The following is an 18436-nucleotide window of genomic DNA, read 5'->3' as shown; positions in this document are numbered from 1 at the left end:
ACTAGAAATTCCATAGGAAATTTCTAATTCAAGGCTATCAAAGGTCGCGCATTATACTAAGTGATTGCGCATTGCTCAAGACCCTAAGGGATCCTTTTTACGGTTTTTTGTATTTTTTTTATTCAATCGGTAAAAAAAACACTCAAATCCATCCTCTTTCGGCAAAAGAGACTATTTCTCCATCACCGATCACAAAATGATCAAGGACTCGGATATCCACCAATTCTACGGCATCAGAAATACGTTTTGTAATTCTTCTGTCGGCTTGACTTGGTTCGGCTACACCGGAAGGGTGATTATGCGCTAAAATGATGGCGGCTGCATTATAATCTATCGATCTTTTTACAACTTCTCTCGGATAAACGGCAGCAGCATCGATTGTTCCTTCAAATAATATCTCCCCTTTTAGCACTCGATGTTGATTATCAAGGAACAAAACATAAAACGCTTCCCTATGCCTATCTCTTAACATCCGAGTTAAATAACGCTTTGTATGTTCAGGACTGGTTAACGCATCTTCTTTTTCAATCTTTTCAAATAAATACCGTTCCGTCATTTCAACAACGGCTTGCAGCTGTGCAAACTTTGCGGTTCCCAACCCTTTATGACTGCAGAATTCATTTTCATCAGAACTGAGTAACTTCCTTAATGAGCCGAACTCCTTTAATAGTTTGTCTGCCAGTTCAATGGCATTCATTCCTTGGATCCCTGTTCTTAAAAAGATCGCGAGTAATTCAGCATCCGTTAATGACTTTGGTCCAAGGGCGAGTAACTTCTCTCTTGGTCGAGATTCTTCTGGTAGGTTCATTAATGACATAGTTTTCTCAATTAATAGCTTGCTATCTACACAGCCTACGATGTCTAAATCTTATGCGCTTTCTCGATTACTTAGCCTTCGGCAAGCTTCAAACCTTGATTGCAATTATGTTTTTGGTCATTTACTTGATGGAAGAGATTGGAAGTGCATCACTCTGAAAAAAAATTATGATATGGTTAGCGCTACTTTATGGTGAACCACTTAACAGGGTAATTAGTGTCATGGCATCTCTTGCAGGGAAACGAATTCTTCTTGGTATTAGCGGCGGCATTGCGGCTTATAAATGTGCAGAACTGACTCGTCGATTGATTGAACGCGGCGCTGAAGTTCGTGTAGTAATGACAAAAGCAGCAAAAGAGTTCATTACCCCATTAACGATGCAGGCGGTTTCTGGCCACCCAGTTGCTGATAGTTTACTTGATCCTGCTGCTGAAGCATCAATGGGGCACATTGAGTTAGCAAAGTGGGCTGACATTGTTTTACTTGCTCCTGCAACAGCTGATCTAATCGCTCGAATGGCTGCTGGCATGGGTAACGATTTATTGTCTACTTTAGTTCTTGCTACGGATTCTCCTGTCGCGGTTTCTCCTGCGATGAACCAACAGATGTATAGCAACATTGCAACCCAAGAAAATATAGCAACACTCGCTCGTCGTGGCATGCACATTTGGGCCCAGCAGCGGGCCAACAAGCTTGTGGCGATGTAGGTATGGGAAGAATGCTTGAGCCAATGGAGTTGGTTCATTTATGTGAAGATTTTTTCCAAGCTAATTCTTGTGAACAAGCAAAAGTTGATGAAAAGCCACTTAAAGGCCAATCTCTACTAATTACTGCTGGTCCAACTCGTGAAGCGATTGATCCTGTTCGTTATATTTCTAATCATAGCTCAGGGAAAATGGGATTTTCTATTGCAGAAGTCGCAGCTCAATTAGGAGCTAAGGTCACTTTAGTCAGTGGCCCTGTTAACCTTGCGACACCAGAAAACGTGAAACGCATTGATATTGAAAGCGCAGAACAAATGCATGAAGCGGTAATGAAAAATGCACAATCTCATTCTATCTTTATTGCATGTGCTGCCGTTGCTGATTTCAGACTAAGCCAAGTAGCAACTCAAAAATTAAAGAAAACCGACGATGAAGATGGCATGACTCTTCATATGGTTAAGAATCCAGATATTGTCGCTTCAGTTGCAGCATTAACGAGTCAGCGTCCATTTACTGTTGGTTTTGCAGCTGAAACTCAAGATGTTGAAAAATACGCTCGCGGTAAATTAAAACGCAAAAATTTAGATATGATCTGTGCGAACGATGTATCAGTTCAGGGACAAGGCTTTAATAGTGATAACAACGCGCTTCACCTATATTGGAAAGAAGGTGATAAAGCGCTACCGTTAACGACGAAGTCGGAGTTGGGTAAAGCGATTATGCTTGAGATCGTAGAGAAACTGTAGAAGCAGAATTCAGGACGCTTCGCGCAGAGGCTTTAGGAAGAGCTAGAGACTATACGCTGCGCTAACTAGAAACTATAAAAGCGTGAATGGCAGATATCGTAAGTCATTCGATTTTAGGAGAAGCTAGAACTGAACTCGATGCGTTTTTCCTGAAACCTGCTCTTCAATAGGAGCGAAGCGATCTAGTTAGCGAAGCGTATAGCCTCTAGTAACGAACAACCTAGCTCCACAAAAAATAATAAAAAATGACAAAGGAACCGTAATGGCGACCCCAAGAAAACCAAATCGTCGCGATGAAATACTACAAGCTTTAGCTGAAATGCTAGAGTCAAATGAAGGCGCAGCTCGCATTACCACAGCCAAATTAGCAAAACAGGTTGGTGTATCAGAAGCTGCGTTATATCGCCATTTCCCAAGCAAAGCCAAAATGTTTGAAGGCTTAATTGAGTTTATTGAAGAATCTATTTTTTCGCGTGTTAACCGCATTCTTGAAGATGAAAAAGATACTTTAAAACGTATTGAGTTATTATTAAAACTTCTGCTCGCCTTTGCTGAACGTAACCCTGGATTAACTCGAATTATGACAGGTCATGCGCTGATGTTTGAAAATGAACGCTTAAGAAGCCGCATCAATCAAATATTTGAGCGTATTGAACTTCAATTCAAACAAATCTTACGTGAACGTAAATTACGTGAAGGGAAAGCATTCCCAATTGATGAAAGTATTTTAGCCGCTCAGCTTGTAGGTCAAGTCGAGGGGAGTTTCTGTCGTTTTGTCCGTTCTGATTTTAAATATCAGCCGACTGAAAACTTTAACGAATATTGGGCATTACTCAGTGCTCAGATCCAATAATTAATTAGATAAAATAGGCTCACGATGTCAAAGTATCCAGCACCTAAATTCTCTATTGCTCTTCTACACCCGAAATATTGGGGGGTATGGTTTGGATTCGGATTCCTTTTTGCCATCGTCACCCTATTGCCTTATAAAGTAACTTACAAACTTGGTCGCTCTCTTGGGTTACTTGGATTAAAACTCGGAAAATCAAGAGCCCATGTAGCTCGCCGTAATTTAGAACTCGCTTTTCCAGAAATGGAATCATCTGAGCGTGAAGCCATTATCGTTGAGAATTTCAAAAACTCCGGTCTTGCGATTTTTGAAACCGCAATGGCTTGGGTATGGCCTGATTGGCGTGTTGAAAAACATTTTAGCTATGAAAATAGACAACATATTCTCGACCTTGAAGCCGAAGGCCGCGGTGTTTTAGTTGTTTGCCTTCACGCTCTTAACTTAGAGCTAACAGCAAGAGCTTTCACTTTCTTTGCTCCCGGTTATGGTGTTTACCGCCCACATAACAACCCAGCTTACGATTTCATTCAATATTGGGGCCGTACCAATAACGGCAACCAGATGATCGACAGAAAAGACGTCAAAGGTATGTTGCGTGTATTACGTAATGGCGAGCGTCTTTGGTATATGCCTGACCACGATTACAACCGCAATAAATCGGTCTTTGTTCCTTTCTTTGCGGTTCCAGATGCTTGTACCACCGTAGGTTCGGATATCTTAATCAGTGCAAGTAAATGTGCCGTTGTTACTGCATCGGGCTTTAGAACTTACAATAATTATCACTTACAAATTGATAATGACATCAGTGACCAATTTCCGAAGAAAGATCCCGTTGGTGTTGCTACGGTAATGAATAAAGCGGTAGAACGTGTCATTTTACGTTGTATTCCTCAATGGATGTGGCTACATAAACGTTTTAAAACAATGGAAGACCCAAACGTTAAAAAAGGCATCCGCTACGATTAGGGCGTGTCAGGACAAATAATGAAAACCAATTTAATCACACGTGAAGGCTTTAATAAGCTACAAGATGAACTCACGTTTCTATGGAAAGAAGAACGCCCAGAAGTCACAAAAAAAGTGACTTGGGCGGCTAGCCTTGGTGATCGCAGTGAAAACGCTGATTATCAATACAACAAAAAACGCCTTCGTGAAATAGACCGCCGTGTTCGCTATCTTCGTAAACGTTTAGACCAAGTAAAAGTGGTCGACTATTCCCCACAGCAAGACGGAAAAATCTTTTTCGGTGCGTTCGTTGAAATCGAAAACGAACAAGGCGATATCCTCTCTTTTCGCATCGTTGGTCCTGATGAAATATTTGGCCGCAACGACTATATCTCTATCGATTCCCCAATGGCTCGCGCACTGATCAAAAAAGAAGTGGATGAAGATGTGATTGTAAAAACGCCTGATGGGGATAAAGAGTGGTTTGTGAATTCGATTAGGTACTAGGTGTAGGGACAAGATTCGAGGACGCTTCGCTCGAGGGACGAGGAAGATGAGGTTTCAGGAAGAGCGAAATGGTGATCGTTGAAATTACAGTGAGCGACCTGAAACCTGAAACCTGAAACCTGAAACCTAATTAAAACAGCCCAATCACACGCTTTAAATAAATTAAATAAAAAGAATCAAAATGATAATAAACATAATTGCTAAAGAACTTAACGTTCGCCCTCAACAAGTTTCTGCTGCCGTTCAACTGATTGACGAAGGTAGCACCATCCCATTTATTGCTCGTTACCGTAAAGAAGTAACAGATGGCCTAGATGATACGCAACTTCGTACGCTTGATACTCGTTTAACTTACTTACGTGAGTTGGATGACCGCCGTCAGTCGATCTTAAAATCGATTAAAGAACAAGACAAACTGACGCCTGAATTAGAACGTGAGATTTTAGATGCGGACAGCAAAACGCGTCTTGAAGATCTGTATTTACCATTTAAACGTAAGCGTCGTACTAAAGGCCAAATCGCCATTGAAGCGGGTATTGAACCACTGGCTGATTTACTGTGGACACAGCCAGAGAATACACCTGAAGATGCCGCTCAATCTTACATTGATGAAGAAAAAGGCTTTGCAGATACTAAGGCAGTATTAGACGGTGCTCGTGCCATTCTTATGGAACGCATGGCAGAAGACGCAAACTTACTTGAAAAAGTACGTACTTATCTAACTGCTAATGCTGAGCTTGTATCTAAGATGGTGGATGGCCAAGAGCAAGCGGGTGAAAAATTCAAAGATTACTTTGATCACCATGAAGCATTAACGAAAGTCCCTTCTCACCGTGCTCTTGCTATGCTACGTGGTCGCAATGAAGGCTTCTTACAGCTTTCTATTAACGCTGACCCAACTCAGGAAGAAGGTGCTCGTGGCTCGTACTGTGAAATCATCATCGCAAATCATTATGGTATTACGCTAGGTTCTCAACCTGCTGATTTATGGCGTAAACAAGTGATCAGCTGGACATGGCGCATTAAGATTTTAATGCACATGGAAACGGAATTAATGGGTGGTCTAAAAGAACGCTCAGAAAACGAAGCGATTGATGTATTTGCTACTAACCTTAAAGACCTATTAATGGCAGCTCCAGCAGGTCTTAAAACGACACTTGGACTTGATCCAGGCCTACGTACAGGTACGAAAGTCGCCGTGGTTGATGCTACAGGTAAAGTACTAGCAACAGATACGATTTACCCTAACCAACCCCATAATCAAATTGCAAAATCAGCACAGATTATCGAAGCATTAATCAAACAACACAATGTGGATTTAATCGCAATTGGTAACGGTACAGCTTCACGTGAGACCGATGCTTTTGTGGGTAATCTACTAAAAGATGCTGGTCTATCAACGGCGAAAATCATCGTAAGTGAAGCGGGTGCATCGGTATATTCTGCTTCTGAATTAGCAGCGAAAGAGTTCCCTGATTTAGATGTATCCATCCGTGGTGCGGTATCTATCGCTCGTCGTCTGCAAGATCCTCTGGCAGAGCTAGTAAAAATCGACCCTAAAGCCATTGGTGTTGGTCAGTATCAACACGATGTAAGCCAAAGCCAACTAGCGAAAAAATTAGATGCCGTCATCGAGGACTGTGTAAACGCCGTTGGTGTTGACGTAAATACAGCCTCTCCTGCTCTATTAACTCGTGTTGCAGGTTTATCAGCAACGATTGCACAAAACATTGTGGATTACCGTGATGAAAACGGTCGCTTTGAAAACCGTACGACACTGAAAAAAGTCGCTCGTTTAGGGCCTAAAGCCTTTGAACAATGTGCTGGTTTCTTACGTGTAATGAACGGTAAAAACCCATTGGATGCTTCTGCGGTTCACCCTGAAGCTTACCCAGTAGTAAAAACCATTGCTGAGAAAAATGGCAAAGCTATTGATGCGATTATTGGTAATACTGAGTTTTTACGCTCGGTTGCGGCTAACGATTACATCAGTGCAGATTTTGGTTTGCCAACAGTCACTGACATCATTAAAGAGCTAGATAAGCCGGGTCGAGACCCTCGTCCTGAGTTTAAAACAGCCACCTTTGCTGATGGCGTAAATACGGTATCTGACCTTGAATTAGGCATGGTATTAGAAGGTGTTGTATCAAACGTAGCCAACTTCGGTGCATTCGTTGATATCGGTGTTCACCAAGATGGCTTAGTTCATATTTCTGCATTAAGTGATACGTTTGTTTCTGACCCTAGAGAAGTCGTTAAAGCCGGTGATATTGTAAAAGTGAAGGTTATGGAAGTGGATGTGCAACGTAAGCGTATCGCTCTTTCTATGCGTTTAAACGATAAGCCAGGAGAAGACAATCGTCCTCAACGCCAATCAAATAAACCACAACAGCGCAATGAGCGTTCTCAAGCGCCAAGACAGCAACGTAATAACGATGTTGGCGGCGGTGCAATGGGTGGTGCGTTTGCAGCTGCTTTTGCGAAGGCGAAGAAGTAAGTTTCGAGGGACGAGAGCGCTGCGCTTCTAGGGGCGAGTAAGAGCAGAGAAAAAGGTTTTAGGGTTCAGGGCGCTATGCTTGCAGGTTTCAGGTGTGCTCGCTTTTGATCTTCCTGAAACCTGAGACCTGAATCCTACGCTCTCCCTCGCTCCTCGAGCGAAGCGTACTCACCTCTCGTCCCTGCTCTTAACCCCTTAAAGCACCGCCAATATATCCGACGGATTATTCGGAACCACAGCCTTATCATAGTGAAAACTTATCACACTACGGCGGCGAACCATTCGTCCCATCTCTTCAAGTTTATCTAATAAATTCTTTGGCAAATTAAAACGGATGGTATAACCCGTTCCTTCACCTTGAGCGTAAGTATCCAACGACAACAATCGAGCTAATTTAGCTAAATCATCATCGATATCATACAGAGTGGCGAAATGAGGTTTAGGCTCCTCTTTCTCTTCCATCACATCATAACCAGGGTGATCTGATGGCTCCCAAGCATCCCGCTTATGTTGCTTATCATCACCTTTGATTGCTTTTTCAGATGTGGTTTCGCTCATCTTTGTCGTCGGCGCAACAGGCTTTTTAACACGGTTTTCACGTGCTACTTGTTCTGTTGGCAGATTAACAGAAGGTGCGATAAGCGGCACACTGACACTGTTAGGTGAAAAGATCATAAAGCGTTTCCTTAACTAAATAAAAACTAAGCGTGTTGATTTAAAAAAGTGCGTAGCTCAGAAATAAATTCGTCATTATGCGAAATAAAAGGTGCGTGTGATGCTTGCTCAAAAACGATTTTAGCCGAATTCGGCATAAGTTCATCCATATCATGAGCGACTTTAATTGGCACCAATCCATCCAGTCGTCCATACATACGACATACCGGCATCGACAATTGAGATACAGCTTCTCGTAGATCTATATCGGCCAGAATCATTAAACCTGTAGCTAATGCTTGCTGATCAGGCATAGGCCTTGAAAATACAGCCTTTTTTACTAACTTAATGTCTTGCTTAGCATTAGGACTACCCATAGCTTGTAGTGCCATAAAGCGCTCAACGGTTAATGTGAAATCGGTTTTTAGCTGCTCAGTAAATTGTGATAATACGAGAGGTTTTATGCCTCGCCAGCCTTTCTCTGCTGAAAACCGTGGTGAACTCGCAATGGTAATGAGTTGTGATACTCGCTCGGGAGAAGTTAACGCAGCTTTTGTCGCAATCAATCCCCCTAATGACCAACCTAACCATGCAGCCTTTTTAGGTGCTTGAGCAAGAACTTGTTTTACCATTTCATCAAAATCAGCACTGCCTAACTCTGCACTGTGACCATAACCAGATAAATCGACAGTATGCACACGATAATGCTGGCTAAGCTTTTCAGATGTGGTCTGCCACACCGCTCCATTCATTCCCCATCCATGAATGAGAACCAGATCGGAACCTTCGCCTTCCGTTTGCCAATAAAGAGGTGTTGTCATCTACACTGCCTGTTAATGATTAATTAGTATGGGTGGTTTAGTGTTCATCAGGTGGATTAGAAGATCAATACAAAAATTAGGTGTAAGTCATTGTGACTTTTGCTCACAAGCAATGCCACCATCTGAAACAATTTGGTGCCAAGCTTGCTTAGATTTAATCAAAACAGTGCCTCGCTGTCAGCGATGTGGTTTGCAAACCGAGCATGAGACCGATGTCTGCGGAGAGTGTCTTTTGCACCCACCACAATGGGACCGCTTATATTGTGTAAGTGATTATTCTGAACCATTACGCGAATACATTAATAAACTTAAATACGCTCAACAGTTCTGGCTCGCCCAAGATTTAGGCGTATTACTCAGTAAGCACATCCCAGAACCTGCCCCTCTAATTCTTCCTGTTCCTCTTCATTGGAAACGATTTTGGTGGCGTTCTTACAATCAAAGTGATCATTTAGGTTGGACATTAGAAAGGGAGTTCAATCTTAAGTGGCCCACCACTCATTGTAATAACAAGATATTGAAACGCGTTAAAGCGACAAGGCCTCAACAAGGTTTATCTCGTTCGTTTAGACAAACCAATTTACTCGGCGCATTTAAAATCACTCAACCAATCAAAGAAAAACACGTTGCTCTTGTTGATGATGTGGTGACAACAGGTGCAACGATTAATCTGTTGTGTTTGGAATTAAGGAAAGCGGGAGTTGAGCGTATTGATGTTTATACGGTTTGTAGGACGGGGCGGAGTTAGAAACTATAAGAGCAAAGGCGAGGTTTCAAGACGCTTCGCTTTTTGCTCTTATAGAAGCGAAGCGCTCTAGTTAGCACAGCGTATAGTATCTAGAATACTTCCTCCATTTACCCTAGTTCTACCTCTCTAAAAAATAATAGCAAACGATTGCTTTTCATTAAATTATCTATAAAATACCGCTCCAATTGATTAAGTCTTGAACTTAACAATGCAACCCTATCGAGAAAGGTTCTGATTAACAGCAATCACAGATTGACGCCTTCTCACTTCAAACTCCCATTCAGCGAGATTTGAAGACAACGTTACACTACTAGGAATATCGGCCATGACCGTTAAAAACAGCACCACAAAACCATCTGAATTGATCTATCAATTGGATGATCGTCCACCGCTACCGCACACTTTATTTGCTGCTTTTCAGCACTTATTGGCGATGTTTGTTGCGATTATTACGCCGTCTCTGATCATCTGTCAGACTCTTGGTGTTCCAGCGGCTGAAACCAATACCATCATCAGCATGTCTTTATTTGCTTCGGGCATTTCTTCTTTTATTCAAATCAAAACTTTTGGCCCTATCGGTTCTGGCTTACTTTCAGTTCAAGGCACCAGTTTTAATTTCTTAGGCCCAATCATTGGTGCTGGCCTTGCACTAAAAGCTGGTGGTGCTGATGTTCCTACAATGATGGCGGCAATTTTTGGTACCATTCTTGTTGCTTCAACCGCTGAAATTTTCCTATCTCGTGTTCTCGAATACGCTCAAAAGATCATTACTCCATTAGTCTCTGGCATTGTTGTTACCCTAATTGGCCTTACTCTTATTCAAGTCGGTTTAGTGTCTATGGGTGGCGGATATTCTGCTATGGGCGAAGGCACATTTGGTAGTCTTGATAAGCTCGCTCTTGCTGGCACGGTATTATTAATTATTGTGGTACTAAACCGTGCAACTAACCCTTACCTACGTATGGCTTCTATCGTTATCGCAATGACAGTAGGTACGGTAGCTGCGTGGGCTATGGAATGCTTAATACAGAAATGTCTCATGATGCAGCTCTAATTGCCCTACCAATTCCTATGCAATATGGCTTAGGTTTTGACTGGTCTCTGTTTATTCCTTTGGTACTTATCTTCTTAATCACGGCATTAGAAGCCATTGGTGATATTACAGCAACATCAGAAGTATCAGGCCAGCCAGTGAAAGGGCCTGTTTATATGAAGCGTATTAAAGGCGGTGTATTGGCTGATGGTATTAACTCAGCAATCGCAGCAGCATTTAACAGCTTCCCTAACTCAACGTTCAGCCAAAACAATGGCGTAATCCTATTAACGGGTGTAGCAAGTCGTTATGTGGGGTATTTCATTGCAGGAATGTTAGTTCTTCTTGGCTTATTCCCTGGTGTGGCAAGCATGGTGCAGATCATTCCTGAGCCTGTACTTGGTGGTGCGACTATTGTGATGTTCGGTACGATTGCGGCTGCTGGGGTGCGTATTATCTCACGTGTTGAACTAGACCGTCGCGCCATCCTAATCATGGCAATGTCTTTCTCTATGGGTCTTGGCTTAGCTCAAAAACCTGAAATTCTTCAGTTCATGCCAGAGATGATTAAAAATATTTTCTCATCAGGTGTAACTGCAGGTGGTGTAACTGCGATTATCTTAAATATCGTATTGCCGTATGCAGAAGTGAAAGAAGAAGCAAAACAAGATGTGATTGCTTAAAGGGACTAGGGGCAAGTTCGCTTCGCTCTAAGGACGAGTAAAAACGAAAAAGACCGCAAGTGATTATTATCTGCGGTCTTTTTTATTTTTTACTAGGAACGATACGCTGCGCTGACTAGAGACTATAAGAGCAAGCATAGTTGATGTGGTGAGTTTTTAGGTTTCAGGGCGCTACGCTTGCAGGTTTCAGGTGTACTCGCTTTTGATTTTATCTCCTCCCCCCCTTACTAAGGGGAGGGAACTGTATATTTGATACTGTTATCACAACAATCACCTCTGAACTCTGCTTTTGCTCTTCCTGAAACCTGAGACCTGAACCCTTCGCTTTTTGCTCTTACGCTCTTCCTCGCCCCTCGAGCGAAGCGTCCTCGATTCTCGTCCCTGCTCTTATCCCAACGGAAACTCAACTTGAACCTTCAAACCACCTTCACTTCGGTTTGATAAACTCACTTCACCTTGATGCTGAGTAACAATACGCTTAACAATGGCTAATCCTAGCCCTGTACCTTCACTACCACGAGCCGTATCACCTCGAGTAAAAGGTTCGAACACCGTTTCTAACTGTGCGTTATCAACTCCAGGGCCATTATCTTCAATAATAATCCATACGGTCTTATGGTCGGCAGAAACACTGGTTGATACTTGAATCCAATCACCACCGTATCGAATCGCATTAACGACCAAATTGGTGATCACTCGCTTAATTGCTACCGCATTACCATTAATCGCTTTTGGGATCATGGCGAGTTTGGTTTGAATTTCACGCTCATACCCCCCTCAGCTAATATCACTTCATTAACTATGATATTCACATCCACCTGAGTAAAATCTTGCTTTGCGACAGGCTTTAAATAGTCCATGAATTGACCGATGATCTCATTACACTCTTCCGTGTCTTTAATCATACTTTCAGCAAGGTAGCTATCTTCTGGAGACATCATTTCTGTGGCTAAACGAATACGAGTTAATGGTGTTCGGATATCATGACTAACCCCGGCCATTAATAAAGCTCGGTCTTGCTCTAATTTCTGAATGCCCTTCGACATTTGGTTAAACGCACGAGTCACCGCTTGAATCTCTGATGCTCCTTTTTCAGGTAACGGATCGGGTATTTCACCTTTACCTACTTTACGAGCGGCAGTTTGCAGTGCCATTAATGGTCGATTCTGAATTTTAATAAACGTCCAACCACCAAGAATGACGAGTAGAGCGATAAATAAACTGTTTCTAAAGAGCGGTGCGAAATCATCTTCTTGCAATGCTGATAATGGTATTCGCATATAAAATTTAGGCATTGCTTCACTCTTCATCCACAATACATAACTGTCGGTCCCCAGAATCAAACGAACTTCTGTTGGTGCTCCTAACTCCTGAGTCATCTCTTCACTTAAAAATTCAACCGGACTGGCCTGATAATACTCTTTCATATCAGGATCGTTTTCATCATGAAGACTCACACCAAGCTGCTCTAATAATTGACGTCGTAGAGGCTGCCCTAAATGAACATTTTTACCACTCTCTAGCGTGACATCTTCCGCTAACATTAAGCGTACTTCATAAGCCAAAATGCGATTAAATTGCTGCAAGCTAGGTAATAAGGCGTAATTAAAAACCGCGAGATAAGAGAATACCTGACTGGCGATAAGAAGGGATGCAAGGAGTAAAAGGGTTCTGGCGAAGGTACTTTTCATGGGAGTTCTCTGTTTGGTGATGAATTTGAAGAGAGTTAGAGACTATACGCTGCGCTAACTAGAAACGACAACAGCGAATATGGTTGGTGTTGAAATAACCTAGGTTTCAGGACGCTTCGCTTGCAGGTTTCAGGTGTACTCACTTTTGTTCTTCCTGAGACCTGAAACCTGCTTTTAATGCTCTTCCTCACCCCTTAAGCGAAACGTACTCAATTCTCGTCCCTACTCTTACGCTTCTGCCCCATCAGGAACAAATACATAACCTAATCCCCACACCGTTTGAATATAGCGTGGACGACTTGGGTCTTCTTCAATCATACGACGAAGACGAGAAATTTGAACGTCAATTGAACGTTCCATTGCTGAATATTCACGGCCACGAGCCATATTCATTAATTTATCACGCGACATTGGTTCACGCATGTTCGTCACTAATGATTTTAGAACGGCAAATTCCCCTGATGTCAGTGGCATTGGTTCTTCATTACGGAACATTTCACGTGTACCTAGATTTAAGCGGAATTCACCAAACTCAATCATTTTATCTTCTGCGCTTGGAGCTCCTGGCGCTTCAATAACTTGGCGACGTAATACCGCACGAATACGTGCTAGTAATTCACGTGGATTAAATGGCTTTGGTAAATAATCATCAGCACCAACTTCTAAACCAACGATGCGATCAATTTCATCGCCTTTTGCCGTTAGCATTAGGATCGGCAACATATTATTTGCACTGCGTAAGCGGCGGCAAATAGATAGGCCATCTTCACCCGGCAACATTAAGTCCAATACCATTAGGTGGAAAGTTTCACGAGCCAATAAACGGTCCATTTGTTCACTGTTAGCTACGCTACGCACTTGAAAGCCTTGTTCTGACAAGTAACGCTCTAATAAAGAACGAAGACGAGCATCATCATCAACTACTAAAATCTTATGGTTTTCTTGCATGGGCTTAACCTCAATATATGTCTTGTTTCAGTTTACTCGTAACTTGAAGCAATTGAAGTGGTATTTCATAAAAAATGAGAGATGAAATTGTTACTTTTTATGTAACGAGTTCAAACTTTAAGACTGATTACCGTACCAAACTTGAATTACATGGCATATTGATTGCTTAGTTATAATATTGTCAATGATTATAGATGAGTTCATCATGTTAGTTGGATATAAACGAGCACAATGTAAAAAAGTTCTTGTCATCAACCGTAAAGGTGGCGCAGGCAAATCCACGTTCGCAATAGCAATGGCGTCTTTCTACGCTCATCAAAAAGTAAAAACGGAAATCATTGATCTTGACCCTCAAGGTACAAGCCACTTTTGGGGCAGTAAAACCGAAGGGGTGAGAACGACTCGTTTTTTACCATCATCAAATGTGCCTTTTCTCTCGCTTTACGTTTGGAAGCGGACACTAAAATCACAGTGATTGATTCTCCCTCTAACTTTAGTCGTTTTGAGATGGAGAAGTATATTTCTATGGTTGATAAGATCATCTTCCCTGTCCAACCATCACCAATTGATGTGCACTCAATGCTTGGCTTCATTAAAGACTTAATTAATTCCCCTGCGTTTAAGCATAATAATGTTGAGTTAGCCTTTGTTATTACTCGCTGCAAAGAAAACAACCAAGGTACTGAGTTTGTTCATAAAGTGCTGCAGCATATGAAGTACCCGCTTTTAGGTACCATGTCTGAGCATCAAGCATATCAAGAGATGTTTTCAGAAAAGAACTGTTTCTTAGCTCGCTACCCTGAGCTTGATAAACCGCTCTGGAAGAACATGAAAGAGTGGTTAAATGTCGATATGACACAGACAACAAATGTTGAAGATGAAGCGCAAAAAAAAGTGGCTGATACGACATCAACCACTTACTCTTCTATTTTGAAAAAGCATTATTAACCCTACTTAAAGGGTTTTAGCATCAATTAGATACCAAACTCAGCACGGTACGCTTTTACGGCTTCTAGTTGCTCAGCATTATCGCCTTTCTCTTCTAAGAAAGAGATTAAGTCTGTCAGACTTACAATCGAAATGATTGAGCAATTGAAGTCACGTTCAACTTCTTGAATCGCCGATAACTCACCTTTGCCTTTTTCTTGACGGTCAATAGCCACAAGAACACCCGCTAAATCAGCGCCATTTGCTTGAATGATTTCCATTGATTCACGAATCGCTGTACCAGCTGTGATCACGTCATCAACTAGCATAATGCGACCTTCAAGTGCGCTACCAACTAGGTTGCCGCCTTCACCGTGATCTTTTGCTTCTTTACGGTTAAAACAGTATGGCTTATCTGTATCATGGTGATCAGCTAATGCTACTGCTGTCGTTGTTGCGATTGGAATCCCTTTGTACGCAGGGCCAAATAATACATCATATTCAATACCAGAATCCGCCAATGCAGCTGCATAAAAACGACCTAAACGTGCTAAATCACGACCGGTATTAAATAAGCCAGCGTTAAAGAAATATGGGCTTTTACGACCAGACTTTAAAGTAAACTCACCAAACTTTAGTACTTCTTTCTCAAGGGCAAATTCAATAAACTCACGCTGGTATGCTTTCATTTTCATTCTCTCTTTTTGGTTAATAATTTATAACTTTCAAATTGGTAAGAACAGGTTTCAGGAAGATCAAAAACGAATACACCTGAAACCTGCAAGCGTAGCGTCCTGAATCCTACTCTTGCTTTAGGACGAAGTCCGTCCTCAACTCTCGGAGCACAGCGTTCTCGTCCCTGCTCTTAAAAACACATAAAAAAATAGCCCCTAAATTAGGAGCTATTAAAATCAATTATTCGGCCAACGCCGCTTTCTGCTTCTCAATAATGTCATTGATGCCCTGTTGCGCAAGAGCCAGCATGTCTAACAATTCTTGGTGAGAGAACGGTGCTTCTTCTGCCGTGCCCTGCACTTCAATCATTTTGCCATCTTCCATCATGACAACGTTCATGTCTGTATCTGCTGCTGAGTCTTCTAGATACTCAAGGTCGCAAATTGCTTCACCGTTGTAGATACCAACAGAAACCGCCGCTACATGACCTTTCATTGGGTTCGATTTTAGTTTACCCGTAGCAATCATGTGATTAATTGCGTCAGCTAACGCCACACTTGCACCAGTAATAGATGCTGTACGAGTACCACCGTCAGCTTGAATAACGTCACAGTCAACTGTGATCATTTGTTCACCTAGTGCTTCTAGGTCAACGGCTGCACGTAAACTACGAGCGATCAAACGTTGGATTTCCATCGTACGACCACCTTGTTTACCGCTTGCTGCTTCACGGCGATTACGAGTGTGTGTTGCGCGAGGTAACATACCGTACTCAGCGGTTACCCAACCTTTCCCTTTGCCTTTTAACCAGCGAGGAACGTTTTCTTCAACACTTGCAGTACAAATTACTTTTGTATTACCAAATTCAACTAATACTGAACCCTCTGCGTGTGCAGTGAAGTTACGAGTAAGTGTAATTGGACGGACTTGCTGAGCTGTTCTTCCGCTAGGACGCATGGCAGATACCTTGATTATGACAAATTGTCGCCGATTATACCCAAGTCCAAGAATAAAGCATAGCTCCTGTTTCTCTAGTTACTCACTATTGCGCTTATCTGTTATAGTATCGCGATATTTTATTCATCATCCTTCCTATTGATGATTTGAGGACGCTTACATGATCTACAGTATGACGGCTTATGCACGCCGCGAAGTAAAAGCAGATTGGGGTAACGCTGTGTGGGAAATCCGCTCAGTAAACCAACGTTATTTAGAAACTTATTTCCGTATGCCAGAACAGTTCCGTGGCTTAGAACCTGTTCTTCGTGAGCGTTTCCGTAAGCGTCTTGCTCGCGGTAAAGTAGAATGTCACCTACGCTTTGAAGCAAACAATGCATCAAACAGCGAATTAAAAATTAATGAAGATTTAGCTCGCCAAGTGATTAAAGCAGCACAATGGGTAAAAACTGAATCAGGCGAAGGCAGCATTAACCCTTTCCAAATTCTGCAATGGCAAGGCGTAATGGAAGCTCCTGAGCAGGATTTCGATGCGATTAATAAAGAGCTTCTTGAGCACTTTGAACTAGCAGTAAATGACTTCATTGAAGCTCGTGCAAGTGAAGGTGCAAACATGCAAGCACTTATCGTACAACGCTTAGATGCTATTACTGAAGAAGCAGCAAAAGTTCGTGCTCGCATGCCAGAGATCCTAGAATGGCAACGTAACCGTCTTCTGACTAAATTTGAAGATGCGAAAATTGAACTGGATTCTTCTCGTGTTGAACAAGAGTTGATCCTTTTAGCTCAAAAATCGGATGTAGCTGAAGAGATCGATCGTTTAGATTCTCACGTTAAAGAAGCAAACAGTATTATGAAAAAAGGCGGCGCATGTGGTCGTAAACTGGATTTCATGATGCAAGAGTTTAACCGTGAAGCCAACACGCTAGCATCTAAATCAATCAGCACAGATATCACTGCATCTGGTGTTGAGCTGAAAGTACTTATCGAACAAATGCGTGAGCAAATTCAGAATATTGAATAATTCGATTCTACTAAATATAGATTAATAAAAAGCCCTGAACTTATCAGGGCTTTTTTATGGCTATCAATAACGATACGCTCTTTAACTTACCTTTTGTTTTCTTCTCTCTCCCATACCTAGTGAAAAAAGCTTAGTCCAAAAAGAAGCATCAAGCTTAGTGACTAAAATTCCACAAAGTAGAGGCAACAACAATAAAACAGAGGTAGTAGATATGCTATTTCCCGCAAACCAAACAGAAAGGCTTAAAGCGATAAGAGGGAAAAATAAGAAGCAAATAGATGCTGTAAATGGTGAAGATACTTGACCAAGTTTAAAGTAAGCCACAATGCCACCAACACTCGCAAATATACCCAAATAAACAACAGCCATTATCGAATCTACAGAAAATGTACTCACATCTGGTTGCTCGATAAACATAGACGTAACAAGTAAACATAAAGAAGCGATCAAACTAGGAAGCGCATTATACGTAAGTACAGGAACTCGCTCACAGAACTTCTCAACCAACACATACATGATGGCATGCATAAGAACAGCACCTCCTAGAGCCAAAAATCCAAGCAGATAATCCTCTCCGCCTAAACTCATCTCCTTTGTTAAGATTAAAATTAAACTTAAGACTGCAACAAATAAACCACCGATTTGAATCTTTCTCAGCTTTAAACCTAAGAATAGACTGGATGTAAACATCACAGCGATTGGCATGTTTGCAAAGATAATCGAAGCTAATCCAGATGAAATATACTGCTCTCCAAAAATCATCAAGGTAAACGGAATAGCGAAATAAAACATTGCTACTATCAGCATCCAAAGTCTCTTTCCTTTCGGAAAAAAAAGAGATTGCTTAAACAACTTAGCCAACATGATTAGTAGTGGTGAAGCGATTAAAAAACGCAAACCAGTCGCAAAGATTGGAGGAATCGTCTGAACGGCAAACTCCATTGCAAGCCAAGTTGTTCCCCAAATTAAACACACTGAAACAAACAATAATGCGGGTAAATATTTCTTATTCATAATGCGCTCCTTCTTTACATACAGAGCGAATAGAATGATTACATGAGAAGCAAACGTATTGAGTTAAATAGAAAAATACGTAATTAATAAATCTAAAAGACATTTTCAGATCCCTATCAAAAAGCGAGGTAAATCCATCAACGAATTGATGTACCTGCATGACAAAAAAGCACGCGTGTATTCACGCATAGATAT

At 41.7% G+C, this 18436-nt stretch carries 15 protein-coding genes and 3 pseudogenes; 10 read left to right on the top strand and 8 right to left on the bottom strand.

Going from position 1 to position 18436, the window contains the following annotated elements; genetic code table 11:
* Positions 1-142 precede the first annotated feature (142 nt).
* Positions 143-817 (bottom strand): DNA repair protein RadC, encoded by a 675-nt coding sequence (gene radC, locus AAFX60_000630; GenBank protein ID XDF77776.1) that lies wholly within the window; start codon positions 815-817, stop codon positions 143-145.
* A 221-nt stretch (positions 818-1038) separates the two neighbouring features.
* Here radC and coaBC point away from each other — a divergent pair.
* From coaBC to AAFX60_000605, 5 genes and pseudogenes are all read left to right on the top strand, one after another.
* Positions 1039-2267 (top strand): annotated as a pseudogene (gene coaBC / locus AAFX60_000625) (bifunctional phosphopantothenoylcysteine decarboxylase/phosphopantothenate--cysteine ligase CoaBC).
* A gap of 262 nt (positions 2268-2529) precedes the next feature.
* A complete protein-coding gene (slmA, locus tag AAFX60_000620; protein ID XDF77775.1) occupies positions 2530-3120 on the top strand; it encodes a nucleoid occlusion factor SlmA in 591 nt (196 codons plus the stop codon).
* 24 nt (positions 3121-3144) lie between these two features.
* Entirely contained in the window at positions 3145-4083 is a 939-nt protein-coding gene (locus tag AAFX60_000615) for a Kdo(2)-lipid IV(A) acyltransferase (GenBank protein ID XDF77774.1), read from the top strand.
* Between the two features lie 18 nt (positions 4084-4101).
* Positions 4102-4569, top strand: a complete 468-nt coding sequence (gene greB / locus AAFX60_000610) for a transcription elongation factor GreB (protein ID XDF77773.1) — start codon at positions 4102-4104, stop codon at positions 4567-4569.
* A gap of 181 nt (positions 4570-4750) precedes the next feature.
* A complete protein-coding gene (locus AAFX60_000605; GenBank protein XDF77772.1) occupies positions 4751-7066 on the top strand; it encodes a Tex family protein in 2316 nt (771 codons plus the stop codon).
* A 195-nt stretch (positions 7067-7261) separates the two neighbouring features.
* Here the strand turns inward: AAFX60_000605 and AAFX60_000600 are convergent, their stop codons facing one another.
* Both AAFX60_000600 and bioH read right to left on the bottom strand, forming a co-directional pair.
* Positions 7262-7741, bottom strand: a complete 480-nt coding sequence (locus AAFX60_000600) for an ATP-dependent Lon protease (GenBank protein ID XDF77771.1) — start codon at positions 7739-7741, stop codon at positions 7262-7264.
* A gap of 26 nt (positions 7742-7767) precedes the next feature.
* Positions 7768-8541, bottom strand: coding sequence for a pimeloyl-ACP methyl ester esterase BioH (gene bioH, locus AAFX60_000595; GenBank protein ID XDF77770.1), 774 nt, complete (start codon positions 8539-8541; stop codon positions 7768-7770).
* Between the two features lie 112 nt (positions 8542-8653).
* Here bioH and AAFX60_000590 point away from each other — a divergent pair, with 112 nt between their 5' ends.
* Together AAFX60_000590 and AAFX60_000585 are read left to right on the top strand one after the other, a co-directional pair.
* Positions 8654-9289, top strand: coding sequence for a ComF family protein (locus tag AAFX60_000590; protein ID XDF77769.1), 636 nt, complete (start codon positions 8654-8656; stop codon positions 9287-9289).
* A gap of 325 nt (positions 9290-9614) precedes the next feature.
* Positions 9615-11005: pseudogene (locus tag AAFX60_000585) on the top strand (uracil-xanthine permease family protein).
* 387 nt (positions 11006-11392) lie between these two features.
* On the opposite strand, the pseudogene envZ reads toward AAFX60_000585, so the two are convergent.
* Both envZ and ompR read right to left on the bottom strand, forming a co-directional pair.
* Positions 11393-12696: pseudogene (gene envZ / locus AAFX60_000580) on the bottom strand (two-component system sensor histidine kinase EnvZ).
* Between the two features lie 228 nt (positions 12697-12924).
* A complete protein-coding gene (gene ompR, locus AAFX60_000575) occupies positions 12925-13644 on the bottom strand; it encodes a two-component system response regulator OmpR (protein XDF77768.1) in 720 nt (239 codons plus the stop codon).
* Between the two features lie 205 nt (positions 13645-13849).
* Here ompR and AAFX60_000570 point away from each other — a divergent pair, with 205 nt between their 5' ends.
* Complete coding sequence (locus AAFX60_000570) at positions 13850-14119, top strand: ParA family protein (protein ID XDF77767.1); 270 nt, start codon at positions 13850-13852, stop codon at positions 14117-14119.
* A gap of 50 nt (positions 14120-14169) precedes the next feature.
* Entirely contained in the window at positions 14170-14592 is a 423-nt protein-coding gene (locus tag AAFX60_000565; GenBank protein ID XDF77766.1) for a hypothetical protein, read from the top strand.
* A gap of 26 nt (positions 14593-14618) precedes the next feature.
* On the opposite strand, the gene pyrE is transcribed toward AAFX60_000565, so the two are convergent.
* Both pyrE and rph read right to left on the bottom strand, forming a co-directional pair.
* Complete coding sequence (gene pyrE / locus AAFX60_000560; protein ID XDF78866.1) at positions 14619-15260, bottom strand: orotate phosphoribosyltransferase; 642 nt, start codon at positions 15258-15260, stop codon at positions 14619-14621.
* 226 nt (positions 15261-15486) lie between these two features.
* On the bottom strand, positions 15487-16203 hold the full coding sequence (rph, locus tag AAFX60_000555) for a ribonuclease PH (protein ID XDF77765.1): 717 nt from the start codon (positions 16201-16203) through the stop codon (positions 15487-15489).
* Between the two features lie 160 nt (positions 16204-16363).
* On the opposite strand from rph, the gene AAFX60_000550 reads away from it, so the two are divergent.
* The gene (locus AAFX60_000550; protein XDF77764.1) at positions 16364-17227 is read left to right on the top strand and encodes a YicC/YloC family endoribonuclease; all 864 of its coding nucleotides are present in this window, start codon (positions 16364-16366) and stop codon (positions 17225-17227) included.
* Positions 17228-17308: 81 nt separating this feature from the next.
* On the opposite strand, the gene AAFX60_000545 is transcribed toward AAFX60_000550, so the two are convergent.
* On the bottom strand, positions 17309-18241 hold the full coding sequence (locus AAFX60_000545; protein ID XDF77763.1) for a DMT family transporter: 933 nt from the start codon (positions 18239-18241) through the stop codon (positions 17309-17311).
* Positions 18242-18436: the final 195 nt, after the last annotated feature.

The organism is Aliivibrio fischeri (assembly GCA_038993745.2).
In the GTDB taxonomy this organism is placed as follows: domain Bacteria; phylum Pseudomonadota; class Gammaproteobacteria; order Enterobacterales; family Vibrionaceae; genus Aliivibrio; species Aliivibrio fischeri_B.
This window is presented reverse-complemented; position numbering and strand designations above follow the sequence as displayed.